Annotated in this window: 26 protein-coding genes; 9 read left to right on the top strand and 17 right to left on the bottom strand. The window is 54.4% G+C overall.

Annotation, left to right across the window (positions count from 1 at the left end):
* The first annotated feature begins 18 nt into the window (after nt 1-18).
* Nucleotides 19-1374 carry a PFL family protein gene (locus tag BLR64_RS11380; RefSeq protein ID WP_244157682.1) on the top strand — a complete coding sequence of 452 codons (1356 nt, stop codon included), beginning with the start codon at nt 19-21 and terminating at the stop codon, nt 1372-1374.
* A gap of 115 nt (nt 1375-1489) precedes the next feature.
* Here the strand turns inward: BLR64_RS11380 and BLR64_RS11375 are convergent, their stop codons facing one another.
* The 3 genes from BLR64_RS11375 to BLR64_RS11365 all read right to left on the bottom strand — a co-directional run bounded on the left by BLR64_RS11375 (nt 1490) and on the right by BLR64_RS11365 (nt 4525).
* Nucleotides 1490-2422: a sigma-70 family RNA polymerase sigma factor gene (locus tag BLR64_RS11375; RefSeq protein ID WP_415841016.1), complete on the bottom strand. Its 933-nt coding sequence runs from the start codon at nt 2420-2422 to the stop codon at nt 1490-1492.
* Between the two features lie 72 nt (nt 2423-2494).
* Nucleotides 2495-2938 (bottom strand): carboxymuconolactone decarboxylase family protein, encoded by a 444-nt coding sequence (locus tag BLR64_RS11370; protein ID WP_090714230.1) that lies wholly within the window; start codon nt 2936-2938, stop codon nt 2495-2497.
* A 132-nt stretch (nt 2939-3070) separates the two neighbouring features.
* Nucleotides 3071-4525, bottom strand: coding sequence for an MFS transporter (locus BLR64_RS11365; RefSeq protein WP_090714229.1), 1455 nt, complete (start codon nt 4523-4525; stop codon nt 3071-3073).
* 177 nt (nt 4526-4702) lie between these two features.
* Here BLR64_RS11365 and BLR64_RS11360 point away from each other — a divergent pair, with 177 nt between their 5' ends.
* On the top strand, nt 4703-5131 hold the full coding sequence (locus BLR64_RS11360; protein WP_090714228.1) for a MarR family winged helix-turn-helix transcriptional regulator: 429 nt from the start codon (nt 4703-4705) through the stop codon (nt 5129-5131).
* A 4-nt stretch (nt 5132-5135) separates the two neighbouring features.
* Here BLR64_RS11360 and BLR64_RS11355 read toward each other — a convergent pair whose 3' ends face one another.
* Entirely contained in the window at nt 5136-5786 is a 651-nt protein-coding gene (locus BLR64_RS11355) for a DUF1796 family putative cysteine peptidase (RefSeq protein WP_208607165.1), read from the bottom strand.
* 178 nt (nt 5787-5964) lie between these two features.
* Between BLR64_RS11355 and BLR64_RS11350 the strand changes: the two genes are divergently transcribed.
* Together BLR64_RS11350 and BLR64_RS11345 are read left to right on the top strand one after the other, a co-directional pair.
* Nucleotides 5965-6468, top strand: coding sequence for a YbaK/EbsC family protein (locus tag BLR64_RS11350; protein WP_090714226.1), 504 nt, complete (start codon nt 5965-5967; stop codon nt 6466-6468).
* A complete protein-coding gene (locus BLR64_RS11345; protein ID WP_090714225.1) occupies nt 6465-7697 on the top strand; it encodes an MFS transporter in 1233 nt (410 codons plus the stop codon). Before BLR64_RS11350 ends, BLR64_RS11345 begins: the two co-directional genes overlap by 4 nt.
* A 527-nt stretch (nt 7698-8224) precedes the next feature.
* Here BLR64_RS11345 and BLR64_RS11340 read toward each other — a convergent pair.
* The 3 genes from BLR64_RS11340 to BLR64_RS11330 all read right to left on the bottom strand — a co-directional run bounded on the left by BLR64_RS11340 (nt 8225) and on the right by BLR64_RS11330 (nt 10373).
* Nucleotides 8225-9112: an SMP-30/gluconolactonase/LRE family protein gene (locus tag BLR64_RS11340; protein WP_090714224.1), complete on the bottom strand. Its 888-nt coding sequence runs from the start codon at nt 9110-9112 to the stop codon at nt 8225-8227.
* A gap of 103 nt (nt 9113-9215) precedes the next feature.
* Entirely contained in the window at nt 9216-9569 is a 354-nt protein-coding gene (locus BLR64_RS11335; RefSeq protein ID WP_090714223.1) for a cupin domain-containing protein, read from the bottom strand.
* Between the two features lie 183 nt (nt 9570-9752).
* A complete protein-coding gene (locus tag BLR64_RS11330) occupies nt 9753-10373 on the bottom strand; it encodes a 50S ribosomal protein L25 (protein ID WP_090714222.1) in 621 nt (206 codons plus the stop codon).
* Nucleotides 10374-10688: 315 nt separating this feature from the next.
* On the opposite strand from BLR64_RS11330, the gene BLR64_RS11325 reads away from it, so the two are divergent.
* Entirely contained in the window at nt 10689-10982 is a 294-nt protein-coding gene (locus BLR64_RS11325) for a GNAT family N-acetyltransferase (protein WP_068726273.1), read from the top strand.
* Between the two features lie 69 nt (nt 10983-11051).
* Nucleotides 11052-11909 carry a GNAT family N-acetyltransferase gene (locus BLR64_RS11320; protein WP_090714221.1) on the top strand — a complete coding sequence of 286 codons (858 nt, stop codon included), beginning with the start codon at nt 11052-11054 and terminating at the stop codon, nt 11907-11909.
* 80 nt (nt 11910-11989) lie between these two features.
* Here BLR64_RS11320 and BLR64_RS11315 read toward each other — a convergent pair whose 3' ends face one another.
* The 4 genes from BLR64_RS11315 to BLR64_RS11300 all read right to left on the bottom strand — a co-directional run bounded on the left by BLR64_RS11315 (nt 11990) and on the right by BLR64_RS11300 (nt 14744).
* Nucleotides 11990-12769, bottom strand: a complete 780-nt coding sequence (locus BLR64_RS11315) for a hypothetical protein (RefSeq protein WP_090714220.1) — start codon at nt 12767-12769, stop codon at nt 11990-11992.
* Nucleotides 12770-12771: 2 nt separating this feature from the next.
* Nucleotides 12772-13224, bottom strand: a complete 453-nt coding sequence (locus BLR64_RS11310) for a flavodoxin (RefSeq protein ID WP_090714219.1) — start codon at nt 13222-13224, stop codon at nt 12772-12774.
* Between the two features lie 193 nt (nt 13225-13417).
* Nucleotides 13418-13783 (bottom strand): VOC family protein, encoded by a 366-nt coding sequence (locus BLR64_RS11305; RefSeq protein WP_068726269.1) that lies wholly within the window; start codon nt 13781-13783, stop codon nt 13418-13420.
* Nucleotides 13784-13880: 97 nt separating this feature from the next.
* On the bottom strand, nt 13881-14744 hold the full coding sequence (locus BLR64_RS11300) for a helix-turn-helix domain-containing protein (RefSeq protein ID WP_090714218.1): 864 nt from the start codon (nt 14742-14744) through the stop codon (nt 13881-13883).
* A gap of 226 nt (nt 14745-14970) precedes the next feature.
* Here BLR64_RS11300 and BLR64_RS11295 point away from each other — a divergent pair, with 226 nt between their 5' ends.
* Complete coding sequence (locus BLR64_RS11295) at nt 14971-15834, top strand: class I SAM-dependent methyltransferase (protein WP_068726265.1); 864 nt, start codon at nt 14971-14973, stop codon at nt 15832-15834.
* Nucleotides 15835-15837: 3 nt separating this feature from the next.
* Complete coding sequence (locus tag BLR64_RS11290; protein WP_244157675.1) at nt 15838-16584, top strand: RluA family pseudouridine synthase; 747 nt, start codon at nt 15838-15840, stop codon at nt 16582-16584.
* A 180-nt stretch (nt 16585-16764) separates the two neighbouring features.
* On the opposite strand, the gene BLR64_RS11285 is transcribed toward BLR64_RS11290, so the two are convergent.
* From BLR64_RS11285 to BLR64_RS11260, 6 genes are all read right to left on the bottom strand, one after another.
* Nucleotides 16765-17196 (bottom strand): MarR family winged helix-turn-helix transcriptional regulator, encoded by a 432-nt coding sequence (locus BLR64_RS11285; RefSeq protein ID WP_068726261.1) that lies wholly within the window; start codon nt 17194-17196, stop codon nt 16765-16767.
* Nucleotides 17197-17409: 213 nt separating this feature from the next.
* A complete protein-coding gene (gene gyrA, locus BLR64_RS11280; RefSeq protein ID WP_090714217.1) occupies nt 17410-19851 on the bottom strand; it encodes a DNA gyrase subunit A in 2442 nt (813 codons plus the stop codon).
* Between the two features lie 593 nt (nt 19852-20444).
* Nucleotides 20445-22427, bottom strand: coding sequence for a DNA topoisomerase IV subunit B (gene parE, locus BLR64_RS11275; RefSeq protein ID WP_090714216.1), 1983 nt, complete (start codon nt 22425-22427; stop codon nt 20445-20447).
* A 69-nt stretch (nt 22428-22496) separates the two neighbouring features.
* Nucleotides 22497-23486: an ABC transporter permease gene (locus tag BLR64_RS11270; RefSeq protein WP_068726255.1), complete on the bottom strand. Its 990-nt coding sequence runs from the start codon at nt 23484-23486 to the stop codon at nt 22497-22499.
* Nucleotides 23479-24459 (bottom strand): ABC transporter ATP-binding protein, encoded by a 981-nt coding sequence (locus tag BLR64_RS11265; protein ID WP_244157674.1) that lies wholly within the window; start codon nt 24457-24459, stop codon nt 23479-23481. Before BLR64_RS11265 ends, BLR64_RS11270 begins: the two co-directional genes overlap by 8 nt.
* A 58-nt stretch (nt 24460-24517) precedes the next feature.
* Nucleotides 24518-25459: a GDSL-type esterase/lipase family protein gene (locus tag BLR64_RS11260; protein WP_090714214.1), complete on the bottom strand. Its 942-nt coding sequence runs from the start codon at nt 25457-25459 to the stop codon at nt 24518-24520.
* Between the two features lie 197 nt (nt 25460-25656).
* Here BLR64_RS11260 and BLR64_RS11255 point away from each other — a divergent pair, with 197 nt between their 5' ends.
* Complete coding sequence (locus tag BLR64_RS11255) at nt 25657-26634, top strand: zinc dependent phospholipase C family protein (RefSeq protein ID WP_090714213.1); 978 nt, start codon at nt 25657-25659, stop codon at nt 26632-26634.
* Nucleotides 26635-26691: the final 57 nt, after the last annotated feature.

The following is a 26691-nucleotide window of genomic DNA, read 5'->3' as shown; positions in this document are numbered from 1 at the left end:
AAGGAGACGAAGACCATGATATCACGTGTTGAAGTTCAGGAAACGAATCAGATGATCCGGGAAATGAATCTGGATGTCCGCACCATTACGATGGGAATCAGCCTGATGGACTGCTCTCATACCGATATGCGCGTGTTCAACCAGAATGTATACGATAAAATCACCCGCTCCGCCGAGAAGCTGGTCAAGACCGGTGAGGATCTGGAGCGGCAGTTCGGCGTGCCCATCGTCAACAAACGCATCTCCGTTACCCCAATATCTATCGCTGCTGGCGCTGTACATACAGATTCTTATGTACCGGTTGCGGAAATTCTGGACAAGGCCGCCAAAGAGGTCGGTGTTAACTTTATCGGCGGATTCTCCGCACTTGTACAGAAGGGCTGTACCAAAGGCGACCGCATACTGATTGACAGCATCCCTGAGGCGCTCGCTGTAACCGAACGGGTCTGCTCCTCCGTCAACGTGGGCTCGTCGCGGAGCGGGATCAACATGGATGCCGTCAAGCTGATGGGCGACATTATTCTGCAGACTGCAGAGCGCACCAGGGACCGCGACTCGATCGGCTGCGCCAAGCTGGTAGTGTTCTGCAACGCGGTCGAGGATAACCCGTTCATGGCAGGTGCCTTTCACGGGGTCGGTGAACGCGAATGTGTCATTAACGTCGGTGTCAGCGGGCCCGGTGTAATCAAACGGGCACTGGAGGAAGTAAAGGGACAGGATTTTGAAACGCTCTGCGAGACCATCAAGCGGACGGCCTTCAAAGTAACCCGGGTCGGCCAGCTCGTGGCCCAGGAGGCCTCCAAGCGCCTCGGCGTGCCATTCGGCATCATTGACCTGTCGCTGGCGCCTACCCCGCTGATCGGGGATTCCATCGCCGAGATCTTCCAGGTCATGGGTCTTGAGGAGGCCGGGGCTCCGGGCACTACGGCGGCGCTTGCCATCCTCAATGACAATGTCAAAAAGGGCGGCGTGATGGCCTCCTCCTATGTCGGCGGATTAAGTGGCGCCTTCATCCCGGTCAGCGAGGATCACGGGATGATCCAGGCCGTACAGCGCGGAGCGCTGACGCTGGAGAAGCTGGAAGCGATGACCTGCGTCTGCTCTGTCGGCCTTGATATGATTGCCATTCCGGGCAGCACCAGCAAGGAAACCATCTCCGGCATTATCGCTGATGAAGCGGCGATCGGCATGGTCAACAATAAGACAACCGCTGTCCGTGTGATTCCGGTCATCGGCAAGGAAGTCGGCGAGATGGTCGAATTCGGCGGACTGCTCGGCTACGCTCCGGTCATGGCCGTGAATCCGTTCAACTGTGCCGGGTTCGTTAACCGCGGCGGCCGGATTCCTGCCCCGATTCACAGCTTCAAGAACTAAAGCTCAGGCCAAAAAGCGCCGCCCCTCAATTAATTGGGGGCGGCGCTTTTTTTGATGTGTGTGTTAAGCAGGTGCAGAGGCTGCCAGCAAGCCTGCAAAGGGAACGGTGTTCGAGTCACTCGGCGGGTGAGGGCAGAATATGGCCCAGCTTTTCCGGTCCCATAATCAGATACAGGCCCTGAATCTGTTCACCGCTGCGGTTCAGGGCCAGGCAGAGCACAGCTTTGACCTCTCCCTCTTGTCTATAGACCAGGTTGGGCTCGCCGTTAATGCTTTCGATGGCAGCCTCCCAGCTTCTCATCCGGTTAAGCACTCTGCGCGAGGTGAGCAGCGCCAGCACGCCCTTGCGGCCAATCATCGGCCGGAGGATGGTATGGACCTCCCGCCCGCCGCCGTCAGCCACAAGGACAGGCTGCTCCGTCAGCAGCGCCAGCATCCCGCTCACATCATGCGCGGTGAAGGCGGCCGTGAACCGTTGAAGCAGCCCCCTGCGGGCCTGCTCCGGTGCGGGCGTGAGCGCCTCTGCCGCCGGTGACGCCTGCAGCGTACGCTTCACACGGCTGAAGATCTGCCGGCAGTTGCTCTCGGTTTTGCCGGTCATCCCGGCAATCGCCTCATAATCGTATTGATACGCTTCGCGGAGGACAAATACGGCTCTTTCAACCGGCGACAGCTTCTCCAGCAGAACAAGGAAGGCAAAGGAGAGCGTATCCTTCCGCTCAGCCGCCGCCTCCGGACCGTCGTAGAGCTCGCTTACCGGCTCGGGCAGCCATTCTCCGATGTAAGTCTCCCTGCGGGCATGAGCGGAATTCAGCAGGTTGAGGCAGCGGTTGGTGATGCTTTTGGCGATATAAGCCTTGATGTTATCAATACCGCTCCGCTCACGATGCTGGAGGTCTGCGAAGCAGTCCTGGACCACGTCCTCCGCATCCGCCACTGTCCCCAGCATACGGTAGGCGATCGAGAAGGCATATTTTTTATAGTTAACGTACAGCTCCCCGAAATCAGCCGGCTTCTCCAAATCCTTCCGTTCCTCCGTTTGCGTCAAAATTCCCTGCTCTGACTCTGCCGTCCTGCTATCGCGTGTATTTAACACAATGCTGCCCCCCGCTCCGTCTATTTAGAACAATCCCGGATACATGCCGGTTGAAATAGCAATCCGGTTCCAGCTGTTAATCATATTGATGCTCATGATCCAGTCGACGTACTCCTCTTCGCTGACGAATTCACGCACCCGGTCATAAACTTCCTGCGGAACGCCGTCATGGCTGATATGGGTAACGGCCTCGGCAAGCTCCAGCACTGCTCTTTCCTTCTCCGTAAAAATAGGCGCCTCGCGCCACACGCTGACCAGAACCAGCTTATCCTGATAATCCCCCAGCTTCAGCAGATCCTTGGCATGCATATCCAGGCAGAAGGCACAGCCGTTAATCTGTGACACTCTAATTTTAACCAGCTCGGTAAGCACCTTGTCCAGTCCGCGTCCGCCCGTATGCTGCTCCATCGTCATCATGGCCCGGAATGCGGGCGCGTTAACCTGTCTGTAATTGAATCTCAAGCTCATTTTCGATCGCCTCCAAAAGTGTTGTTCAATAATGGAGACAAAGCAGACAGCAGATGTGTGACAATTCCGGCTAAAAAAGATTTACTGCACCGTTATGCTGCTGCAGATCCTTGCTGTAAAAGAGCTTCTGCCTCAAGCATGGGCCCGCTTGCTCTTGCGGATCGTGATCATCCGCCAGCCTGTCAGCAGCGCCGATACGAGACAAATCGCCGAGGAGGTCATGAACACAACATGCATTCCCGAGAGAAAAATATCCGGCCGGCCGGCAACCAGCCCGGTTACCCGGTACCCGGCCTTGCTGCTCATCACGTTGAACAGGATCGAGGTGGCAATTGTAATCCCGACCACCATCCCGACGTTGCGGACCAGCGAATTGACACTGCCGGCCGAGCCGAGCAGGGTACGCGGCACCTTGCTCATGATCAGCGAGTTGTTCGGCGACTGAAACAGTCCGCTGCCGACCCCGAGCATCGCAATCCACAGTCCAACCAGGATGACAGAGCTTCCTTCATGCAGCCGGGCCAGTCCAAACTGGGCGATCACCATGACAATCAGGCCGGCAAAGGTAAGGAATTCGGAGCCGATCCTGTCGGAGAGCGCCCCGCTGAGCGGCGCGATAATCACCATCGAAATCGGGAAGAGCATCAGCAGGAACCCGGCATAGAACGGCGACAGGCCCAGCATGTTCTGCGCATAGAACGGCGAGATGATATTGAAGCAGAAGTTAGCGACAAAGACCAGAAAGGCACACAGGATACTTAGTGAAAATAAAGTGTTTTTGAAAAGCGACAGCTGCAGCAGAGGAGCGGAGCTGCGCAGCTCGACCATCAGAAAAACAGCAAAGGAGACGGCAGCGGCGGCAAGCGCTGCAATAATCCGGCCGTCGCTGTACCCGAACTGCTGACCCAGCAGCAGGCCGGCGAACAGCGTGATGATAAAAAAGGAGAACAGCAGGCTGCCCGGGAGGTCGATTTTGGATTTTACCCGTATCAGATCCTTCGGCAGCACCTTGGTTCCCAGTACAATCGCAATCAGGCCAATCGGTACGTTGACCCAGAAAATATATTCCCAGCCCAGCGTAGAAACAATAATGCCGCCCAGGCTCGGTCCGGCGATGCTGCCCAGCGACACAAAGGTACCGATCAGGCCCAACGCCTTGCCGCGTTCATTAGCCGGGAAAATATCGGTAACTATCCCCTGGCTGTTCGCCATTGTCATTGAAGCGCCAACCGCCTGGATGACCCGGGAGACAATCAGGAACGGGAGATTGGTACTCAAGCCGCAGAGTAAGGAGCCGACGATAAACACGACCGTTCCGATTCTGAAAATCCTGATCTTGCCGGCCATATCGCCCAGCTTGCCGAACAACAGAATGACGGCGCAGATGGCCATTAAATAGCCGGTTGTGACCCATTCGACCTGGGCTACAGGCAGATTGAGCTGCTTTACCAGCACCGGCAGGGCAATATTAACAATGCTCCCGTCCAGAGTGGACATAAATGTAAACAGATTAAGAACGATCAGAATGACCCAGCGTTTCTTCTGAATCGCCTCATCGTCCTGATAGGTTGCAGGAATTGAAATCATGAACGAACACCCTCTTGCCTTAATTTTCAGAATTAGTTGCATCCGCAACAATCTGATCCGCAATACCCAGTGTACAGCAATTTAGTTGCGTGCGCAACAAGTTTGCGGTAAACTTTTGGCAAGGGCGGGAATTCTGTCAGGAATGTTCTGCCGCATTAATCCAAAGAGGTGTCCGTAGTGAACAAAGAACCCGTCGGCAAGCTGATCGCTTATCTTCATCGCCAGAATACCAAAATATTAAGCAGGGAGCTTCAGCCCTACGGGCTTGGCAGCGGCGGACAGCACAGCTTCCTCAAGCTGATTCTCGGCAATCCCGGCATTACCCAGGACCAGATGACAAATGAAATGAAATTCGACAAAGCGACTACAGCCCGTTCGGTCAAGCATCTGGAGCAGCTGGGATACATTGAGCGGCAGCCCGATCCGAAGGACCGGCGTTCGTCCCACCTGTACCCTACTGCCAAGGCACTGGCATTTGCCCCGGAATTCCAGTCGATATTGGACGGGCATAATGCCAGAATGACCGCCGAGCTGACGGAGGAGGAATCTGACACGCTTGTAGCCCTGCTTCAGAAGGTTATCCGGAGCACCGAAAAGCTGCTGTAGCGGGTTATGCCTCCTGTTTGACGATGCCGTCCAGTAAATAGTCCCAGGTCTCGTTATCCCCTGCCCGGTTCGGGATGCTGAGCGAGCAGATGCCAGGGTATCCCCACCCGTTATTAATCACACTTTCCAGCCCGTCGACCCCGTTCACAATCAGGATCAGAAACTCTCCGCCGGTCAGGGGCCTTAGCGTCTGTTGAAGCGCGGCCGCTTCCTCGTACGTGCTGCCCCAGCGGATGAATAAGGTTCTGCGGCTGACGGCCAGCTGGTCCAGCAGGCGCTGGCTGCGCATCTCGATTTTGCTCTTGAAACCGGGATAGGCCGCGCTCCATTCCTGCCCGTCAAGCACCGGGAAATCGTGAACCGATATTACATTGTAATAAAAATCCTTAATAAAATAGGATTTGACCGGCATGACCACTTCATTCTCCACAAATACATCATTTCCCTCGACCGGCGACATATTCTCAATCTCCATATAACCTGCAAAACGGCTGCTGAGCAGCCTGTTCACATCCGTAAGCGATAATGAAACCACCCAATCAAGCGGTGAAGAAAAGCTCCTGAGCCCCTTTCTGCGCAAATGAGCCGCCGGCTCACAGGAGCTGCCCAGGCTGACGATACAGTCATAGGCCCCTTTGATTTCACTTATATCCATCTGTCCCACCCCGTTAGCTGTTTTATCCATAGTAAATGCTTTCTCAGGCTGAACGGATTGGATGATCCATCAGGTTTCTTTTGCCCAAACCGCTGAAAACCGTTAAAATGAAATGCAACGTGAAAATGTATGAAATATCGTTGTAATTCATGAATATTCATAAAAAGGAGTGTCAGCTATGTCTATTGCCAGAGTAAAAGAACATTTCCGCGCCTTTGAACGGGAGCAGGATGTACTGGAGTTCACCACTTCCAGCGCTACCGTGGATATGGCTGCTGCCACCATCGGTGTCATTCCGGCCCGGATCGCCAAAACCTTGTCCTTCCGCGGTTCCGGAGAAAACGCCATTTTGATTGTAGCCGCAGGAGACGCCAGGGTAGATAACAAAAAGTTCAGGGAGACCTTTGCATTTAAACCGCGGATGCTCACTCCGGAGGAGGTTCTGGAGCAAACCGGTCATGAAATCGGCGGTGTCTGCCCGTTTGGTCTCGCCCGGGAGCTGGAGGTTTACCTGGATGTGTCCATGAAGCGGTTCACCACTATATTCCCTGCCTGCGGCAGCACGAATTCGGCCATTGAGCTGACCTGCGGGGAGCTGGCCCAGTTTTCAGGGGCAAAAGAATGGGTTGATGTATGCAAAGACTGGTCCGATAATGCTGCCGGGGATGGGCCGGCCTCATGAATATTAACAAAGTCAAAAACCGTTCCGGGTCCAGGCAGTCGAAGGACCGTTTCCCGCTGTCCCTTCTCTGCCTTACCTTAGGCGCTTTTGCAATCGGCATGACCGAGTTCATCATTATGGGCCTGCTCCCCAATGTCGCCAGTGATCTTGGGGTGAGCATACCGCAAGCCGGCCAGCTGATTACCAGCTATGCGCTTGGTGTAGCCATCGGTGCGCCTATCCTTACTGTGTTCACCCACAAGCTGCCGCAGAAAAAGCTGCTCGTCATCCTGATGGGCATCTTCATCGCAGGCAATGCGGTGTCCGTGATTGCGCCCACCTATCTGCTCCTGATTACTGCACGTGTATTTACTGCTTTTGCACACGGCACATTTCTGGGGGTGGGGACCATTATCGCTGCGAGACTGGTTCAGCCTGACAAACGCGCCGGTGCTGTATCAGTAGTGCTGGCCGGTCTGACTGTAGCGAATATTATCGGTGTACCGTTTGGAACCTTTATCGGCCAGCAGCTCGGCTGGCGGGCTTCCTTCGGGGCTATTACTGTACTAGGAATCATTTCATTATTCGGCATCATCCGGTTCATTCCGGTAATTGCCCAGCAGGAAACTGCGAACCTGCGTGAACAGGTGAGGGGCCTCTTCAATCCGCAGGTGCTGCTGATCCTGCTCACCGGAGCCCTCGGGTGCGGAAGCCTGTTCTCCCTGTTCACGTACATTACGCCAATGCTGCAGGGGATTACGGGCTTTGCCGAGCAAAGTGTGACCTGGATTCTGGTATTGTTTGGGGTGGGCGTCACGCTTGGCAACATTGTAGGGGGCAAGCTGGCTGACTGGAAGCTGATGCCGTCGCTGATGGTCAACTTTGCTGTACTGGCAGTGGTCATCTCTCTGCTGACCTTAACCCTCCAGCAGCCTGTACTGGCGGTCGTTAACATCTTCCTCTGGGGCATTGCCGCGTTCGGCATTATGCCGGGCATCCAGCTGCGGATTATGAATCTGGCACACAAAGCACCGCTATTAGCCACAACCTCCAGCCACTCTGCGCTCAATCTGGGCAATGCAGCGGGAGCTTATCTTGGCGGAGCTGCGATTAACTCCTTCGGCTTAACGTCAATCCCCTGGCTGTCCGCAGTCCTGGCCGTGATGGCTCTGGCCGGTGCCTGGTTCAGCTATGTCTCGACCAGAGGCAGAGCCTCTGCGGCAGCCCAAGGCGATGCTCCTGCCGCATAGTGTTGCCAGCTAGTTTAGCAATGCAGGCTGCAGATCAATTTATAGAAAAAAAGGCCGGAATCTCCTGTTCAGGGGGTTCCGGCCTTTTCTGATTGGAGCTGCTCTGAAGGAAAGGCAGCTCTGAAATGAAAAGTTTTGGAGGAGTAGTTATGGAACGGCAGTTTTGGAGGAGCAGCTTGGCGCAGATTGAGTGAGTGGTAAAGTGCCATCTGTCCGGTGCCGCAGTCCCTTTCTCCCCCTGCCCAAAACTGAAATTGTCATTATGGGTACTCTAACGGACACAGCAGCCCTTAATGTAACTAAAACTGGCAATTCTCAAGCCTAACGGACTCCAGCGCCTTTATTATTAGATAAATGCCCGTATCCGGCCTCAACAGACGCGAATAAAGTCATCTGGGTCCGTTAGAAACAGAATTAGCAGGTTTACCGCAAAATAAGGACGTTGGTGTCCGTTAGGTCGCGGGTTTTGTGCTATGAAGTTTGCCTCCCATATACATGTGTTCCGATTCCCCCGCTTAAACGGAGTATCAGCTTAGGCTGCGGAAAATATTAGCCGCAATCCCCTGCACGCCCGGCTTGAACCGGAACAGACCGCCTGTCAGCGGCCAGCGCTCCAGCTCTTCTTCGCTCATCCCGTTGCGTGCGGTTGTGATGTACAGCTCATCAAGCGCTTCACCGCCGAAGGTGCAGGAGGTTACATTCAGCGCGGGCACTTCAACCCTGCCGATCTGCTCTCCGGTATGGGGATTCCAGCGCGACACGCAGCTGCCGCCCCACTGGGCGACCCAGAGCATGCCTTCACGGTCAATCGTCATCCCGTCCGGAACGTCGTTGCCCTCCGGCAGATGAATAATCGCCCGGCGGTTGTCTGCTTTTCCGGACTCCGGATCATAATCCAGGACATCCACCGCTCTGGTTACAGAATCAATATAGTACATGCGGCCGAGCCGGTCATCCCAAGCCAGACCGTTGGAGATGCCGACTCCACTCAGCACCTGCCGCACCTTCCCGTCCCGCTCCATCACATACAGACTCCCAGCCGATTGTTCTGAGCCCATGCTCATTGAGCCGAACCACAGTCTGCCGGTACTGTCGCATTTGGCATCATTCAGCCGGTTGCCCGGCAGCTCCGGCTCCACCTCGGCCAGCTGCTCAAGCTGGTCCGGATTGCTGCCGTCATACCGGTAGATCCCTTGCTGAAGCGCAAGAATCCAGCCGCCTGCAGCGTCCGGGACGGCTGCACCGATTCTCTGCCCGAACGTAACCGCCTGCTCCTTGCCTGTCGCCGGGTCATAGCTGCGCAGCTGCCTGCCTTCTATATCAACCCAGTACAGCTTGCCGTCTGCATCATTCCAGTGCGGACCTTCGCCCAGCACTGCCCGTGCATCTAGAACCAGTTCTGCTTTATCAGTCATCTGATTTATCCTCCCGTACGCGCATATTGAAGTTGATTGGACATTCCCGTTTATTTTACTTGTGTTCACCAAGGGAATCCAATTTACGCCAGCCTGCTTCTATTTACTTAGTAGTCATAAATAAGGACGGCGATAATTCTTCACTTTCGATTACCATTGCAGTCAAGCCATGGGATGTAATGGTTTCGTGCCACTCCCCCTTCTGCCAGAATACAGCATCTCCTGCCTGAACCTTTATGTATTCGTTATTCTCACCTCTTACCTTGCCCTCACCAGTAATGATAAGGAGAATTTGAGGGGTTACCGCCTGATGATATCCAACAACACCGTCAGCCTCCAGGTACATGCACCCGATATGGGCAGTCCCATTGAGCTGAATAATTCGAGACATGATAAAATCCGAATTAAATTGTGAAATTTTTTTACCGCAAGCTTGATCAAATCTGTACAGCTCCATTACGTGCCTCCTTTTTAACCCGGCAAACTGGAACGAAAACTACTGCTTCACATTTTCCCACAGTAACCTTAGCTTTATATTACACTCATAGCAAGCTAAAAGGAGCAGACAGCTCCCAAAAGAGACTGTCTGCTCCTACAATACAATTCCAGTCTATAGTCACTCGCCGTTTAGCCTCGGGGATTACTCCTCTGTTGTACCCTCGTCTGCAGCAGTCTCCACAGCTGCCGGTTCCTCCACAGCTTCGCTATCTGCCGGATCTTCATGCACAATCGGCGGCGAGATCCGCACAACCAGCGTGTCTTCCGGTGTCAGTATTTCCCAGCCCTCATGCTTCGGCAGGTCAGATACCAGCAGCTGATCACCGATTTCAAGATTGCTGATGTCCACTTCAAAGGTAGGCGTCAGCTTATCCGGCAATGTTCTGATGTCCAGCTCGTACAGCTCGACCTGCTGGATGCCGCCAGCTTTTACACCGGCAGGATCGCCTGTGAACTGGAAGGCTACCTTGGTATCCAGCTCCGATTTCATATCAATCTGATGCAGATCCACATGCAGCAGCTTACGGGAGAGCGGCTGGCGCTGAATTTCTGCAATTACAGCATTTTTGGTGCCGGAATCCGGAAGCTCGACCTTGAGGATCGCCCGGGGGTTTTTGCCGACAATTTCAGTAATGGCCTTGGCATCTGCCGAAAAGGATTGTGTATCTGAACCTGCACCGTAGACGACAACCGGTACAAAGCCTTTGTTCCGCGTTGCGGAAGCCGAGCCGGATCTTTCAGTCAGACGAATTGTAGTATTCATGATATTTCCTCCTAGTAGTTTGGTTAGCTTCAGCTTCCATGAGTCTCTTCGGACGAAACTCGCTTCGAAAGCTTACACCAAGTTTAGTGGGCCGCCGGAAAGCATGAATGTCCATACTGCCGGCCTAGCTGCGTCGAATAGTGCTTCTGTTGATTAAGCTTGCGGATAGAAACAAGGCCTACAGAGCTACAGGCCCGATTAGTTTCTTATTAACCCCGTTTGGCCGCCGGGTAAACATCCTTTTACTGCCAGACCTCGCTTTTTGTCATTTGAAATAGTAAAATAAAGCCATATTACAGGGCAGGAGTGAAGAATATGGGACAAATTGAACAAGGTGAAGGCCGTTTGTATATTGCCGGTGAAGGAAAGGATCTTGCCGAGATTACATACAGGCTGGAAGAGGCTACAGGTAACTGGATTGTTGATCATACCTTTGTCTCGGAAGAGCTGCGCGGGCAGGGTACCGCCGAGAAGCTGGTACGGGAAGTAGTGGAAAAAGCCCGTGAAGCGGGTGTAAAAATTATTCCGGAATGCCCTTATGCCGCCAAGCAGTTCGAACGGCACAAGGAATATTCGGACGTGCTCAGCGGAGACGGAAGCGCATCATAAAGCGGCCCGTTTCCTTGGGGAGCACGCAGAGCGTTAAGCGTATTAGCTCAACTTGAGGAGGAAACGGATTTGAATTCTGCGGATATATTAAAGGATATTGAAGAGCTCCAGCAGCGCTGTGAGCAATATGAGGGAATCTCCCTGAAGCTGAACTGGGATATGCTCCGCCATACTTCGGACACGGGAGGAACAGAATACCTCGTAACCTATGAGGAGGGGCAGCTGGTCGGCTTCATCGGCCTGTACGGCTTCGGCGGCGAAATGGAGGTGTGCGGTATGGTCCGGCCGGGTTTCCGGCGCAGGGGCGTCTTCACCTCTCTATGGCAGCTTGCTCAGGATAAAATCCGTAAGCGCAATATTTCTACCTTGCTGCTAAATGCCCCGGCGGCCTCGGCATCTGCCGCGGGCTTCCTGAAGACTCTGCCTCTGGAGTTCAATCATGCCGAATACCAGATGAAGTGGGATTCGGCGGCAGCCCTGCAGGGGCCTGGGGAAACCAGCTCTGCTGCCGGAACGGTTACGCTGCGCCCGGCCCGTGAGGACGAATCCTCAGTTCTCATTCAGCTGGACAGCGCGGGATTTGATGTGACCGAGGAAGAAGCCGCGGAAATGTTCGAGGAGCAGCGGCATGAAGCGCTTCAGGAGCATATCATCATCGAGCTGAACGGCCGCCCGGCCGGTAAAATGCGGCTCTGGACAGAGAACAACGAGACCTGGATATACGGCTTCACCGTTGACCAGAAGCTGCGCGGCCTCGGGATCGGACGGAGTGCGCTGCAGCAGACGATAGAACGGGAGAGCCGCAATTATAACGGGGTGAACCTCGAAGTGGCCCTGGACAATCCGAATGCGCTGAAGCTGTACGAAAGCTGCGGCTTTGTCGTACTGAACAGGCAGGATTATTACCAGTACACCGGCTCCATTTAAAATAGGTCAAAGCCCCCTTTCTCCGGCAGATTTGCCGGAGGAAGGGGGCTTTCTTACAGAACAGGCTCTGTCTGTATGAATTACATCAGTCCGAACCCGCCCAGGGCGGCCTCGTTCTTCTCATTTCTGTCTTCCTCTACACTGATATTCCGGTCCGCTGCTCTGTCCTGCTCCAGGAAGACGGACAGGAGCCGCACATAATCCAGTGATTCCGCAAGCGGTACGCCTGCCCCGTCAAAAATATGCCTCCGGCTGTCCAGCAACGAGTAGATTTCAACCGTATCCGCCGGCTGCCCGTAAGCCTTATGACAGAACACATTGGCCATGTGCAGGAAACCGGTAATGACATCCTCATTGCCTGACACCATGAATTTCTGGATGTTCAGGCAGCGGCCGCTGCGCTGCGAATTCCAGGCCAGCTGAAAGATCATTGCCAGCTCGACCTCAAGCTCAGGAACGGGCGTGTGCCACTGCTCATAGAGCATGACAGGAATCTCATGTGTATGATTGACCGGTGCAAGCCGCATCAGCTCATCGCCTACCGCCGTTTTTACATCCCAATAATGCATCAGCGACGGAAAAGCGCTGCTCCTCAGCGGCCAGCGCCGCTCCAGCAGGAACTGGATCGGCGTCTCCCGGCGCACCGCAGGCTGCAGACTGTAGAAATCGTTCAGCGTGTGGCCGATTGCATATTGTACCTGCTGCCTCCAGCGGGGAAGCCCGGTCGAAGCAGCTCCGCCGGCAAGCGATTCAGCACCGCCCAGCATGATATGCTCCATGCGGAAATCATTCAGCCTGGCGTACCGTACCGCCGGCGTATCCGCTTGTACCGTCCCGATGGTTCCTGCCGCGCCGCCCATGGTTAAGAAACCGCCGCGCAGGTCTCAAGAAACTGGCGTCCGAAGTTCCGGCAGCTATCCTTTTCCGCCGCGTTCGGGCCGTATTCAATCTTCAGGCTCTCCTGCACGATTTCTGCCCCGCGCTCCTTCAGCTTTTCTTCAATCAGGTCAACGGCACCGCAGTAAATAGAATATCCGGTATCTCCGCTGCCAAACGCAGCTGCCTTGAAGCCGGCCAGATCAAGCTCATCCATCTCCTCATAGAAATCAAGGAACTCGTCAGGCAGCTCACCGTCCCCCCAGGTATAAGCTCCCAGCAATACAGCCTCATAGTTATTTATCTCATCCGCATTACAGTCGGTTACCGATTTCAAAACGGCCTCTCCGCCTGCCAGGCGTATCCCCTCTGCGATCAGTTCTGCAATCTCCTCCGTGTTACCGGTTAAGCTGGCATTAGCCACAAGCACCTTAGCCATGAATCTGTCCTCCCTAGTTATGCATGAAGTATATAACGGCCCGTGAACGTGCCCCGAAGCCAGGATTAATTACCCTTATTCTATTTGATAATGATTCTCATTGTCAACATATAAAAACCGGACAGCAGCCCTGCAGTCTGGCCATTGTCCGGTTACCTCTTTTACATCCTATATTCGGAGAATCATCATTTACTTAATATGCGCCTTCAAGCAAAGTAATTCCGTTGCCGTCCGGGTCCCGGAAATTCATCTCCCTGCCCCCGTATTCCATCGTAACAGGCGGTTCGCAATCAAGCCCGCGGGCTTTAAGCTCAGCGTAGGTCTCATCCAGGCTGCTGCAGGAGAACACCAGATTGACAACGCCTGTCGTATGCTTGCCCCACTTATGCTCGTCCCAGATTATTATTCCCGGCAGTCCGCCCTCAAAGCCGATCTTCGCCCCGTCGCTGTTGCCGAATCCCTCGAAGGGAACGGGAATACCGAGAATCTCCGAATAGAAAGCTGCGAGAGCAGCGGTGTCCTTCGTATACAGATTAATACCTTCAAAAGCTGAGATCATGCTTAGCTCCCTCTTTTCATATAGGTTGTCAGCCTTGTCCGGCTACTGTATCCATTCTAACCGTCCGTACAGGCCCCGTATTGTAAAAATGCGACATTCATTTTCCCGCATACACCAGTGCTTCCCGCGGAGTCCGGCCGGCAAACCTCTTAAAGCTGTTGTTAAAATGAGACTGATCGCTGTAACCGAAGCTATGGACAAGATCCTGAATATCCCGGAACTGCGGCGTCGGACAATACAGATTCCGCCAAACATTCTGAAATCTGACCAGATCGGCTGTCTGTTTCGGTGAAATACCGATATAATCGCGGAAAAGCCGCTCAAGCTGCCGGCTGCTGAGCACCGATTCGGCAGAGAGCCCGGATACCGTCTTCACTCCTTTTGCCTGTAAAAGGGCATGTACCGCGTTCATTAGCCCGTTGTTGACACTGCCCGCATTATCCAGGCAGCGCAGCAGGTACTCTTCGGTCCAGGCGATCCGCTCGGTTAGTGTCCGGGCTGCTGCCAGTCGTTCCCCAAGCTCTTTGCGGAACGACCTGAAATACCGGTCAACCTCGCCGTAAAAATTTTTTACATCCCGGAGATGCTCATCCGCAAACAGATGCACAGCCCAGAAATGAAACCGGATGGCAAAACGCTGCCTGCCCGCAGTCTGTCCGTCTCCGTCCACTTCAAACGGAGTATCATTGATCCCGCAAAATACGCCCCCGGCAGCACCTGTGGCCGTATCCCACTCCCAGATAATGTCCATGCAGGTATCGGGGATGATTATTTCGCCTGCCGCCCGGCGGCTGTCCGACTTGTCCGTCAGCGCTAAGCTTCCGGCAGGATCAGCTTCCGGTGCTGGTACAGTGCCCCAATAGCAGCGGATATATGGCCTCAGCGCCTTGCTCGGGCTGAACTCCCCCGTCCCGCCCGGTCTGGCGGTGATCGGATAATACAGCTCTGCCAGATTGTACACGACATTTCCTCCATTCTTCCGGTGATATTCCGCTTCCCGTTCCTCTGATCATACACAATCAATAACTGCATATAAAGCCTTACTATTATTGGATTAGGGCATTATGGCAAGCAGACAGGATGGGTAAGCTGAGAATAGCCGCTGCTTCGTAACCTTTTTGTTTGTAGCCGCCCTGTTAAATGTTGTACAATAAAATCTAAATGAATTTTTGAAGGATGGATTAATGATGTATATTGCAGGCGATTGGAAAGACTACGAAGTTATTGATACCGGAGGCGGCGAAAAGCTGGAGCGCTGGGGCGACATTATCCTGCGCCGTCCGGACCCGCAGATTATCTGGCCGCTGGCCCAGGAAACAGCCAAATGGCGTGATGTGCACGGACATTATCACCGCAGCTCCTCCGGCGGCGGTCAATGGGAAATGAAAAAGAGTATTCCGGATGACTGGAAGATCAGCTACGGCAAGCTGAAGTTCCACCTGCGTCCGACTAATTTCAAGCATACGGGCCTCTTCCCTGAGCAGGCGGCGAACTGGAGCTGGATGATGGACAAGATCGCCGGTGCAAACCGTCCGATTTCTGTGCTTAATCTGTTCGCTTATACCGGCGGAGCTACTGTCGCTGCAGCCAGTGCAGGCGCTTCGGTCGTTCATGTCGATGCAGCCAAGGGCATGGTTCAGTGGGCAAAAGAAAATATCCAGCTGTCCGGTCTCGGCGAGCGTCCGGTCCGCTTCATTACTGACGACGTATTCAAATTCGTTCAGCGTGAACAGCGCCGCGGCAGCAAATACGATGCGATCATCATGGACCCTCCGTCCTACGGCCGCGGACCCGGGGGCGAAATGTGGAAGCTGGAGTCCAGCCTATACCCGTTCCTCGAAAGCTGTATGGAGATCATGAGCGACAGACCGCTGTTCATGCTGATCAATTCCTACACCACCGGCATTTCGCCGACTGTTCTGCGCAATATGCTCTCTATGACCATGGGCAAGCGTTACGGCGGCAAGCTGACCTCGGGCGAAATCGGTCTGCCGATCACAGCCTCCGGCATGAACCTGCCATGCGGAATTCTGGGCCGCTGGGAGGCGTAAGCCATGAATATGCAGCATAACGGTACAGGAGAAGCACCGTCCGGCGGACAGTCGCGTTTTGAGATTTTGTTCGAGGACAATCATCTGCTTGGCATTGTGAAGCCGGTGAATATTCCTGTTCAGGAAGACGCCACCGGTGACCCTGATCTCCTAAGCCTGCTCAAGGAGGATATTAAGGAACGGTATAACAAGCCCGGCAATGTCTTCATGGGGCTTGTGCACCGGCTGGACCGTCCGGTAGGCGGCGCCATGATCTTCGCCAAGACGTCCAAGGCAGCCTCGCGGCTGTCGGACAGCGTCCGCACCCATGCCTTCCGCAAGGTGTACCTGACCGTTGTCCACGGCAAGCCGCCCGCCTCCCAGGGCCGGCTGGTCAACACTTTGCTTAAGGACGCGAAGAGCAATACCGTCTCCATTGTCCGCAAAGGCACGTCCGGCGGCAAGGAAGCTATTCTTGACTATACCGTGCTGGGCACCGCAGAAGGCTACAGCCTGCTGAAGATCGATCTGCTTACGGGACGCTCGCACCAGATTCGTGTGCAGCTGAACGGGATCGGCTGCCCGCTGTTCGGCGACCAGAAATACGGTGCTGCCGTTAACCGTCCGGGCCAGCAGATCGCCCTATGGTCGGCTGTTGTCGGCTTCCCGCATCCGGTCACCAAAGAAGAGATTGAGCTCATCTCGCTGCCCCCGCAGGCCCATCCCTGGGATCTGTGGCCGCAGCAGGTGCAGAAACAGGCCATCCGCTGAGGATGGCCTGTTTGATTTGAGGGCTTGGCGCTATCAATCCGGCGCAAGCACTTGCTGTACGTGGCAACCGTTATAATGAGAATACTGCTTAAGCACTGTATAAGTGGTATTTTGTCATCTGATTCGTTAACGCGCACGATCCTCGTTTCCGAAAGCAGATGACCTGTATAAAACCAGAGTTTACGGTGTCATGCTTTCAGGTGCCGGGGCTACCGCCATCTTCCCCATCAGATACAGCAGAAGCTGCTGGTTATGCGATGAAATCGGGTCGAGCGCTTCGGCGAAAAAATCACTCCGCACTTTTAATCCGCGCGCTGCTTCCTTCCGGCCCACCTCGGTAATGCTCACCCAGACAATCCGCCGGTCTGCCGCATCGCGTTCACGTACGATCAGGCCGTTCTTCTCCATCCGGTCAAGCAGCATCGTTACTGCCGCCGGGCTGGTAGCCAGATGAGGCGCCAGATCAGAAGGCTTCATCGCATCTCTTTCCTGCAGCAGTTCCAATACGGTGAGCTGGGCATCTGTCAGTGTAGGGGCAAGGTTGCTGTCCATATGTAATTTGTAGTCCTTTAAAATTTTGTGCCAGATTTTACTGAATTCAGAGGAGTGCACACTTATTCCTTCCTTTCCCTGCGGATCTCAATCCGGTATATCTACATTTTCGAGAAATAAATTCCATTTCCTGCTAAACAAAAAAATAATTCTGAAACAGTCCGGAAGTCCTGCCTGCAGCAATTAAAAAAATAAAACGGCGCATGTCTCAGCTTCCCAAAAAGCTGCACATGCGCCGTTGTCATTTAGATTATCTTCACCGGCTTTATTCCGCTATTTAATGGCCGGGAAAAGGGTAATAATCTCATCCTTCTTCTCCACTGGAAACATGGCCTTGCCTATGGAACGCCGTTCGCCAAGCGGTGCCGATTCGGATGAGAAGGTGTGTACCTGCCCGTCGCGGGTAATGGCCATCAGCTCCAGCGGCTCCTTGCAATGGAACGCGCCGGCGATCCGGCTGCCGTTCGGTTTAACACGCTTGCCTTCCTTGAACTCAAAGGTCGGCATCCCCTTGCCGCCTCGGCTCTGTGAAGGGTAATCTACCAGCAGGCTGCGCTTGGCGTAACCGATATCTGTAACCGCAAGGATCTCTCCCTCATCCTCACTTACCCAGAAGCAGGAGACCACCTCGTCACCTTCACGCAGCTGAATGCCTCTAACCCCGCTGGCCACACGGCCCATCGGGTTCACTTCACTTTCCTTGAAACGAATGCACATTCCGTCACGGCTCACCAGTACAATGTCCTTGTCCCCGCTGCTGAGGGCTACTGTAATGATCTCATCGCCATCAGCAACCTTGCAGGCGGCTACAGCCCCTGAACGGCTGGTAGAATACTCCTTGAGCTCCGTACGCTTCACCTGGCCCTTGCGCGTAACAAATACAAGGCTGGACTGCGGATCGTCCAGATTGCCCACCGGCAGCATGCTTACAACGCTGTCACCCTTGGCGAGGCTAATGACGTTGACAATGGCCGTCCCCGGCTCCTTCCACTTAAATTCCGGTATCTGGTGAACCGGAAGCAGGAAGTACTGGCCTTTGCGGGTGAAGACAAGCAGGCTGTCCCGGGTATTGAGGTCGAGCAGCCTGACGATATGATCGCCGTCCTTGACCCCGGAAGCATGGCGTTCACCGCCGGAGCGGGTAAAGGACAGCATGCCGGTCCGCTTGATATAGCCGTCGGCTGACAGCGCTACTAGCACATCTTCTGCGTTAACCAGCACTTCAAGGCTGACCTTCAATTCTTCAACTTCACCTTGAATCAGCGAGCGGCGGTCAATACCGTATTTATCGCGGATTTCCAGCAGTTCCTTGCGGATAACGGCAATCAGCTTTTTGTCGCTGTTCAGAATACCGTTCAATGTGTTGATCCGTGCCATCATTTCATCGAGTTCTTTCTGCAATGAATGAATCTCCAGGTTTGTCAGGCGGTACAGCTGCAAGGTAAGAATCGAATCTGCCTGACGCTCACTGAAGCCGAACATCCAGACCAGGTTGTTCTGGGCATCCTGGCGGTTCTTGGAAGCCTTGATTGCTGCAATAACCTCGTCCAGGATATTAAGAGCCTTGACCAGTCCCTCCAGCACATGCGCACGGTCCTCTGCCCGCTCCAGGTCAAACTGGGTGCGGCGGGTTACCACCTCGCGCTGGTGGGCGATATAAGCCTCCAGGATCGCTTTGAGGCCAAGCTGCTGCGGCGCCTTGTTCACAATGGCTACCATGTTGAAGTTATACGTAACCTGCAGATCGGTCTTTTTGAGCAAGTAAGCCAGAACGCCCTGGGCATCGGCATCCTTCTTCAGCTCGACTACAATGCGCAGGCCCTCCCGGCCGCTCTCATCGCGGACTTCCGCGATGCCGTCGATCTTCTTCTCCAGCCGGATATTCTCCATCGAGGTAACCAGCCGCGATTTCACGATCTGGAAGGGCACCTCGGTAATGACAATCTGCTGCTTGCCGCCGCGTAAGTTTTCGATCTCGGTCTTGGAGCGCAGGTAAATCCGCCCTTTGCCGGTGCGGTAAGCATCCATAATTCCGTCGCCGCCCATGATCGTACCGCCAGTCGGGAAATCGGGACCTTTGATAAAGGTCATGATGTCCTCCAGAGAGATATCCGGCTTCTGCATGACGGCAATACAGGCGTCGATCACTTCACGCAGGTTATGCGGCGGAATCTCAGTCGCAAAGCCGGCGGAAATCCCGCTTGTACCATTGACCAGCAGGTTCGGAAAACGCGACGGCACCACTACCGGTTCCTTCGCGGTATTATCAAAGTTGTCCTTGAACAGGACCGTGCGTTTCTCGATATCCCGCATCATCTCCATCGCAATCGGCGACAGGCGGGCCTCGGTATAACGCATCGCAGCCGCCGGGTCATCATCCATCGAGCCCCAGTTGCCGTGTCCGTCTACCAGGACATGCCCCATTTTCCACGGCTGGGCCATACGGACCATGCCGTCATAGATGGAGGAGTCACCGTGGGGATGGTAATTACCCATAACGTCACCGACGGTTTTGGCGGATTTGCGGTACGGCTTGTCCGGGGTATTCCCCGAGTCGTACATGGCATACAGAATCCGGCGCTGCACGGGCTTCAGCCCGTCCCGCACATCGGGAATTGCCCGGTCCTGAATAATATATTTGGAATACCGGCCAAAGCGGTCACCGACGACCTCTTCCAGAAAAGCCGGCGAAAATTGTTCTGATAAACTGCTCACTTGGCTCACCTTCTGTTCCTCAATCTATCCGAGCATTTGATTCAGTGATTCACGTGGGGCTTCGCAGGCTGGATTGTTCTTCCGGCGCTAACGTTGTCCTAATTCTTTCATTAAAACCGCTGTTGAGATTGAATTTTATAGTTTTTCCGATTCAGGGCTCCGCTGTGCCTCCAGAGAATGTTTGGACTTCCGGCCGCTGTTGTCTGCAGATTTCTTCAATTGTACCGCTATTCGCGGTTGAAATCCGCAGACAGCATATGCTTCCGTAGCTAGCTTTTCTGCGAAAAGCTTTCAGGCGGTCGCATTCGCTCCTACAGTTCCAAAATTCCCCTCCGTCACTTCTCCTTATTCAATTTATAATTCAGTCTCTACAGCAAAATTAATATTTAAGAATATAGGCAAACACTAACGCTCCTACAGAACAATTCCGCCAGCTCCGCACGTGTATCACCAAAATCAACAATCACGGAAGCAATCGTCACTTCCGCTAAAACACATGCCGCACATAAGCTGCGGCATGTGTAAAGCAAAGGCGGGTTAAACGTGCATCCCGCCGTAAACTGCAAAGCACAACAGCCGCTGACGGGCCGCTGCTACTCGATTATCTCCGTAAAATCAACATTCTCTACGATCCAGCGCTTGCGTGGGTCGACCTTGTCCCCCATCAGGGTGGAGACGCGGCGCTCCGCCTTGGCGGCATCCTCTATCTGCACCTGGAGCAGGGTCCGGGTGTCCTGGTTCATCGTTGTCTCCCACAGCTGCTCGGGGTTCATCTCGCCTAGACCCTTATAACGCTGAAGCTCGAAATTCTTGCCGAACTCCTTCAGGTAGTTCTGCAGCTCTTCATCACTCCAGGCATAGCGCACGGTTTCCAGCTTGCCCGATTTGCGGGTCAGCTTGTACAGCGGCGGCTGGGCGATGAAGACCTTGCCGGCATCAATCAGCGGCTTCATGTAACGGTAGAAGAAGGTCAGCAGCAGCACCTGGATATGTGCGCCGTCCGTGTCGGCGTCAGTCATGATAATGATTTTGGAATAATTGCTGTCCTCAACGGCAAAATCAGGGCCGATCCCGGCACCGATCGCCGAAATAATCGCTTTGTATTCATCATTCTTCAGAATATCAAGCAGCTTGGCCTTCTCCGGATTCATCGGCTTGCCCTTCAGCGGCAGGATCGCCTGAATCTTGGAATCACGGCCCTGCTTGGCTGAGCCGCCGGCGGAATCCCCTTCGACGATGAACAGCTCGGTGCGTGTAACATCCTTCGACTGGGCCGGAGACAGCTTGCCGCCGAGATTGGAGCTCTCGCTGCGTTTCTTGCCGCTGCGGATCTCGTCTCTTGCCTTGCGCGCTGCTTCACGGGCCTTGGAAGCCTGAATCGACTTCTTCAGCAGGCTCTGGGCCACCTGCGGGTTCTCCTCAAGAAAGCGGGCCATGTTCTCGGCCACGATATAATCGACGGCGCTGCGGGCAGAGGCGCTGCCGAGCTGATCCTTGGTCTGGCCGACGAACTCGACCTCAGCCATCTTGACGCTGATGACGGCCATCATGCCTTCGCGCAGATCGTTGCCTTCAAGATTCTTGTCCTTTTCCTTCAGCAGCTGCGTCCGGCGGGCGTAATCATTCATTACGCGCGTATAGGCCGTCTTGAATCCGGTCTCGTGGGTTCCGCCGCTGCGGGTAGGAATGGAGTTGACGAACGAGGCCAGCGTTTCGGTATAGCCTGCGTTATACTGCAATGCTACCTCAACCTCGATCTCATCCTTCTCCGAACTGAAGTGGATGACGTCATGCAGCGTATCCTTGCCTTCGTTCAGGAACTGCACGAACTGACTGGCGCCGCCTTCGTAGAAATATTCATCCTGGCGTCCGCTGCGCTCGTCATTCAGGGTGATCCGCAGACCCGAGTTAAGGAAGGCAATCTCCTGCACCCGTTCCGCAAGCGTGTCGTAGTTCAGGGCTATGCCGTTTGCGAAGACGCGAATATCCGGCTTGAAGGTAATCTTCGTACCGGTCTTGTTCGTATTACCCAGAACCTCGAGGCCGGTTACAGGCTCGCCTACATGCTCCTTGCCGCTCTTGTCCACCCAATATTCGAACCGCTGGCGGTGGGTTTTGCCGTCACGGTAAATTTCAACCTCCAGCCACTCGGACAGGGCGTTGGTGACAGAAGCGCCTACGCCGTGCAGCCCGCCTGATTTTTTGTAGCCGGAGCCGCCGAATTTACCGCCTGCATGCAGAATCGTAAACACAACCTGCGGCGTCGGCACTCCCGTTTTGTGCATTCCGGTCGGGATCCCCCGCCCGTTATCAATGACGGTAACCGAACCGTCCTTACGCAATGTAATATCAATTTTGGAACAAAATTTGGCTAAATGCTCATCAACGGCGTTATCCACGATTTCCCATACAAGATGGTGCAGTCCCGATGAACTCGTACTGCCGATATACATGCCGGGCCGTTTGCGGACCGCAACCAGACCTTCGAGCACCTGAATGTCGTCAGCATCGTATCCGGTCCGGCCTGCTTCGCCGTCCTTGGAGACTTTTGCAAACATATCGATCTGTTCGAGCATTCATGCTCCTCCTTCTTTATCTCACTTACTCTGAAATGCAAACAAACGTTTTCGTTCACTTTGTTCATTCTAATTCAAAATATCCCGTTTCGTAAAGACGGCGAATGAAATGATTATCGCGGCGAGCCCCCAAACGGACAATACCGCGAGTGAAAAGGGCAGTGTCATTCCCTCAATCGGCGCTGGCGTACCTGCCAAATAACCGGTGAGACCCAGATTGACCATGAACAAATACTTCGCGGTTGACCAGGCTGCAGCCATGTTCGTCAGGATCGTGCCGGCAATCAGCGCTGCCATCATCACTACGATGCTGGCCGCCGTGCTGCGCACCAGAACCGAAACCATGAAGGCCAGCAGGGCAACAACTACGCTCACGAACCAGATCAGCCCGCCCTGCATCAGCAGGTACTTCCACTGGGGCACTGAATGCACGCCGCTCATATCCACGGTATCCCCGCTCAGCTGAAAGCCCGTGAACACGGGAATATTAAAGCCCTTATAGCCAAAAGCAAGCCCGGATATCAGGTAGCTGATCACAAATACCGAAAGCACGATCAGGGACACGAACATGAGCAGGGCGGCCATTTTGCTGAACAGCACCTTCCAGCGTCTGACCGGGCGGGTCAGCAGCATTTTGATGGTGCCCGTCGTCCGTTCACCGGATACCAGATCCGAAGCAACCGCCATAATCAGCAGGGGAATGAACAGGGAAACCGAATTATCGAGAAACTCACGGGTAAAGGTGACCCCGCTCGGCTCATTGGGATTGACATCGTGGTCCAGATAATACTGCAGCTGCTGGATAAAAATCCTCCGGTACGATTTCCACTCCTCCGGAATCCGGTCGCTGCTGAGTGAATTCTGGTTGTCGGTGATCCGCTGCTGGATCTCCAGCCGCCAGTCCGAGTTGAACTTGTCCCGGCTGCGCTCGGCAATCCGCATCTGCGCATAGGTAAACATCGGCACCAGCACAAGCAGAATCAGCAGGATAACATAGAAGCGCTTCTTTTTTATTATTTTGGTACACTCATTGCGGATGAGCGGAAGCAGATTAGTCAATAGATTCACCTTCCGTTAGCTTCAAGAATAGCTGTTCCAGTGTAGGATTGATTTTATGCACGGCATTTACCGCCACTCCTGCTGCCACCATCGCAGCCACAGTCTCCGGAATGAGGGCTTCGTCCATGGCTGTGATGACTGAGCCCCCGCCCATTCCGGCAATTACCGAGTCGTCGAGAGTAACTTCATCGAGCCCCAGCAGCCGGATACCGGCATGCTCTTCCAGGATCGACCTGGCCGCCGGAACCGGCGCCAGATCCCAGAGCACATAAGGGGAGTTGCGGGCTACAAGCTCATCTACACCGCCGACGGCGAGCACCCGCCCCTTGCTGATAATCGCCACCCGGTCGCACAGCAGCTGAATTTCGCTCAGCAGATGGCTGGAGACAAATACCGCCAGTCCGCCTTCGGCCAGCTTACGGATAAATTCACGCAGCTCCTTGATCCCTTTGGGATCAAGCCCGTTTGTCGGCTCATCCAGAATGAGCAGCCGCGGACGCCCGAGCAGCGCCTGGGCAATACCGAGCCGCTGCCGCATCCCGAGGGAATAGGTGCTGACCTTGTCGTGAATACGCTGATCAAGACGGACGATGTCCACTACCTCAGCAATCCGCTGCTCATCCACTCCCGGCTGCATCCTGGCAAAATGCTGCAGATTTTCCCAGCCGGTCAGATAGGTGTAGACCTCCGGATTCTCCACAATCGACCCTACGTACTGGAGCGCTTTTTCAGGATTACGGTTAACGTTATAGCCGCAGACGGTAATAGTACCCTCTGTCGGACGGATCAGATCGACGAGCATCCGGATGGTAGTCGTTTTGCCAGCGCCGTTCGGTCCAAGAAACCCGAAAATCTCCCCTTCCTTCACGTCAAAAGTGACATCGTCTATAATCCATTTGCGGCTGATTTTTTTGCGGACGCCTTTTACGGACAACACAATATCTGATGGCTCTGCGCCTCTCTCTTTTGCCATATACACACCGCTCCTTGCTTGACGTTCATTCTGGTCTTTCTTAGATTCCATTCCGTTATTACCGTATAGCCTGTACAATCCGCTCGCTGATCCGCTGATAGCCGTCGCCGTTCGGGTGAAAATGATCACTTGAGAGATACTTGTCCAAATGGCGGTTAAACAAATCAAAGGTAGGAACAAGCGTCATATTGCTGTGCGTGTTGATGATGTCCATCGCCGCACTGTTCCAGGCGGTCACCGCCTGATTGCCCGGCACCAGCAGATCCTCAATATCGCCAAAGGGATTATATAGTCCCACATAATAGACCTGCGCTTCCGGATTAATCCCGGCAATGGTCTCCAGAATCTCTCCCAGCCGCTTTGCCGCATCCGGCAGGGCAGCCAGCAGCGCTTCCGGTGTCAGCTCATCTTCATTCGGCTTCGGAGTAGAGGTAACAAGCGCGCTGGGCTTCCCGTCAAGAACGCCGCCGGGCTCAACTGCGTTTGTACTGCCCTCAGCATCTGCAGCCGGAGTCTGGTCTGCACCCGCCGGGCCTGCCTCACCCCCGATTCCGTTGCCCAGAATATCCGAGCCGCGGAACAGGTCGTTGCCGCCGATGGACACCAGCACTACGCTCGCCTGACGAAGCGCATACTGGACGCCTTCCTCTTTCAGCTTCGTCTGCAGCCCGGCAGTAGTCAGACCGTTAATTCCCATATTGCCGAGCAGCTGTGCCTGGCCTCCGTCCTTCGTCAGCCCGTCCAGCGTCCGTCTGACAAAACCGCTGCCGCTGTTGTCGCCTGTACCCTTGGCCAGCGAGTCTCCCAGTGCCAGAATCTTCACTTCACCTGCTGCGGCCGGTACCGGCGCTGCGGTTTCCTGCGGCAGAGAGCCGGTCAGTGCCTCCCCTTGGGGATTGATAATATCGCCTACTGCATATACAAAGCCCACAATTAAAAGAAGTGTAGCCGCGACAGAAATCAGGCTTACACTGCGCCAGGTCCATTTTGCATCCTTCAAAGCAATCCCTCCGTATGCCTCTATTCTCCATTGTTCCACATTTTACAAACTTCTTAACGTATGTAAATAAACATAATTCTTCTATACACAATTTGCAAATACGCACGGGGCATTACAATGCAGGCAACCCATTTTCACTTTCTTTTAATATTCGGGCTGTATGCAGGAGAAAACTAACGAGTCTGAGGGGTGGGAGAATGCCGAACATTTGGATGCATCTGGAGTACGGAAAACAGCTTGCAGCGGAGCTTCAGGGGGAATTTGCTTTTCTTGATGACTTCAAAAAACATCCTGAGCTGTTTCAGCTGGGCTGCCAGGGGCCCGATTTCCTGCTGTATCACAGCTTTTTTCCCTGGAAAAAAGAAACCCGGGCGCTCCGGCTCGGCGATGTCATGCATACTGAGCACTGCGGCCCGGTGCTGGTCGAATGCTGGGAGCGGACTTTGGCCCTGTCTGCCGGAGAGCGCCGGGAAGCCCAGCAGTACTTTCTCGGGTTCATCACCCATCATCTGCTTGACCGCAATCTTCATCCTTATATCAACTGGAAGGCAGGCTATGAGCACCGGAATCACCAGCGCTTTGAGATTGTGCTGGACACTTTGTTCATGAAGGCACTGAAGCAGATGGATAACTGGCTGCACGCAGCCTGGAAGCAAATCAATGTAGGCTCTCATCTGCCCTTCAGCGTGCACAGCATTCTTCACGACACGGCTTCCCGCTGGTATCCCGAGACCGGCAGAATTCCACGCGAGATGTGGGACGAAGCCTACCTGGATATGCTGCTGGCCCATAAGTTCCTGTACGATCCCAGAGGCTGGAAGAAATCCCTGCTGCGCGGCAAAGCCCTCCGGCTCTTCTCCCGGCCGCTGTCCCCTGCTGAAGAGCAGCTTGATTACTTAAACGAAGGACACGGCGAGTGGCGGCATTCCGCCCTTTATTCCGAGGTGCGTACCGAAAGTGTCTGGGACTTGTGGGAGCAGGCGCTGGCAGAAGGGCGGACCGTCCTGCGGGCGCTTGCCTCATGGCTGAACAGTACGTCAGCAGCGGAGGAGGCCCTGGCTAAGGAGCATTTCGTGCATCGGCTGGGTGACCGCTCCTACGACACAGGCAAGGAATGCAGCAGCCGGCTGAAAAACCTGTATGCCGAGCCGATCTGGGAGGCAGGCATTTCCTGACCGGCCGGATTCCGTCAAAAAAAGGACTGCACTGGAGCAGGCCGTTTAGCGGCTTGT

Origin of the sequence: Paenibacillus typhae (assembly GCF_900099765.1) — a bacterium.
Lineage (GTDB): Bacteria > Bacillota > Bacilli > Paenibacillales > Paenibacillaceae > Paenibacillus_AQ > Paenibacillus_AQ typhae.
Note: the sequence above shows the minus strand (reverse complement) of the source record. Positions and strands in the feature narration are given on the sequence as shown.

Excerpts from the sequence above, each read along its gene's own strand:
- BLR64_RS11265 (WP_244157674.1), bottom strand. The coding sequence starts at position 24,459 with ATGGCAAAAGAGAGAGGCGCAGAGCCATCAGATATTGTGTTGTCCGTA.
- BLR64_RS11330 (WP_090714222.1), bottom strand. The coding sequence starts at position 10,373 with ATGAATACTACAATTCGTCTGACTGAAAGATCCGGCTCGGCTTCCGCA.
- BLR64_RS11335 (WP_090714223.1), bottom strand. The coding sequence starts at position 9,569 with ATGGAGCTGTACAGATTTGATCAAGCTTGCGGTAAAAAAATTTCACAA.
- BLR64_RS11290 (WP_244157675.1), top strand. The coding sequence starts at position 15,838 with ATGAATATGCAGCATAACGGTACAGGAGAAGCACCGTCCGGCGGACAG.
- BLR64_RS11315 (WP_090714220.1), bottom strand. The coding sequence starts at position 12,769 with ATGGGCGGCGCGGCAGGAACCATCGGGACGGTACAAGCGGATACGCCG.
- BLR64_RS11370 (WP_090714230.1), bottom strand. The coding sequence starts at position 2,938 with ATGAGCTTGAGATTCAATTACAGACAGGTTAACGCGCCCGCATTCCGG.
- BLR64_RS11295 (WP_068726265.1), top strand. The coding sequence starts at position 14,971 with ATGTATATTGCAGGCGATTGGAAAGACTACGAAGTTATTGATACCGGA.
- BLR64_RS11255 (WP_090714213.1), top strand. The coding sequence starts at position 25,657 with ATGCCGAACATTTGGATGCATCTGGAGTACGGAAAACAGCTTGCAGCG.
- BLR64_RS11305 (WP_068726269.1), bottom strand. The coding sequence starts at position 13,783 with ATGATCTCAGCTTTTGAAGGTATTAATCTGTATACGAAGGACACCGCT.
- BLR64_RS11325 (WP_068726273.1), top strand. The coding sequence starts at position 10,689 with ATGGGACAAATTGAACAAGGTGAAGGCCGTTTGTATATTGCCGGTGAA.
- BLR64_RS11355 (WP_208607165.1), bottom strand. The coding sequence starts at position 5,786 with ATGGATATAAGTGAAATCAAAGGGGCCTATGACTGTATCGTCAGCCTG.
- BLR64_RS11365 (WP_090714229.1), bottom strand. The coding sequence starts at position 4,525 with ATGATTTCAATTCCTGCAACCTATCAGGACGATGAGGCGATTCAGAAG.
- parE (WP_090714216.1), bottom strand. The coding sequence starts at position 22,427 with ATGCTCGAACAGATCGATATGTTTGCAAAAGTCTCCAAGGACGGCGAA.
- BLR64_RS11350 (WP_090714226.1), top strand. The coding sequence starts at position 5,965 with ATGTCTATTGCCAGAGTAAAAGAACATTTCCGCGCCTTTGAACGGGAG.
- BLR64_RS11345 (WP_090714225.1), top strand. The coding sequence starts at position 6,465 with ATGAATATTAACAAAGTCAAAAACCGTTCCGGGTCCAGGCAGTCGAAG.
- BLR64_RS11340 (WP_090714224.1), bottom strand. The coding sequence starts at position 9,112 with ATGACTGATAAAGCAGAACTGGTTCTAGATGCACGGGCAGTGCTGGGC.
- BLR64_RS11310 (WP_090714219.1), bottom strand. The coding sequence starts at position 13,224 with ATGGCTAAGGTGCTTGTGGCTAATGCCAGCTTAACCGGTAACACGGAG.